A 492-nucleotide genomic window follows, 5' to 3' on the forward strand; every position below is an offset into this window, starting at 1 on the left:
TCCTTAACAGCATCAGTCACCTTGGAAATAAGCGTTGGCGATACATCAGCATCGTACATTTCTTTGAAAGTAGCCACGATTTCACGGGTAGTCATGCCTTTAGCATATAGGGATAGAATTTGGCTATCCATTTGCGTGATACGAGTCTGATTCTTTTTAATTAGCTGTGGCTCAAATGTGCCATCACGATCTCGTGGTGTCGTGATCTCAACCTCACCATCATCGCTAAGTACAGTCTTACTAGAATAACCATTGCGGGCATTAGAACCGTGTTTACGAGCATTCTTTTCATGTCCGAGGTGTTCGGTAAGTTCGGCATTGAGAGCCGTTTCAACAGTGAGTTTAGTCAACAATCGGGTGAATTGATTGAGATCGTCTTCTGTTTTGATTCCTTTAGCAAATTCTGCTGCAAGATCTTTTAGTTTTTGTTCGTTCATCATGTTGCCTGACTCCGTTGTGAATATGAACATAGCAAATTCAGGCAATTACACA

1 protein-coding gene is annotated in these 492 nt (G+C 41.7%); it reads right to left on the reverse strand.

From position 1 onward, the window contains the following. A partial coding sequence (locus BK820_RS14965; RefSeq protein ID WP_143045214.1) for a transposase occupies positions 1–437 on the reverse strand: 437 nt, incomplete at its 3' end. Positions 438–492: the final 55 nt, after the last annotated feature.

Source organism: Acinetobacter sp. LCT-H3 (assembly GCF_001866125.1).
Classification (GTDB): domain Bacteria; phylum Pseudomonadota; class Gammaproteobacteria; order Pseudomonadales; family Moraxellaceae; genus Acinetobacter; species Acinetobacter schindleri.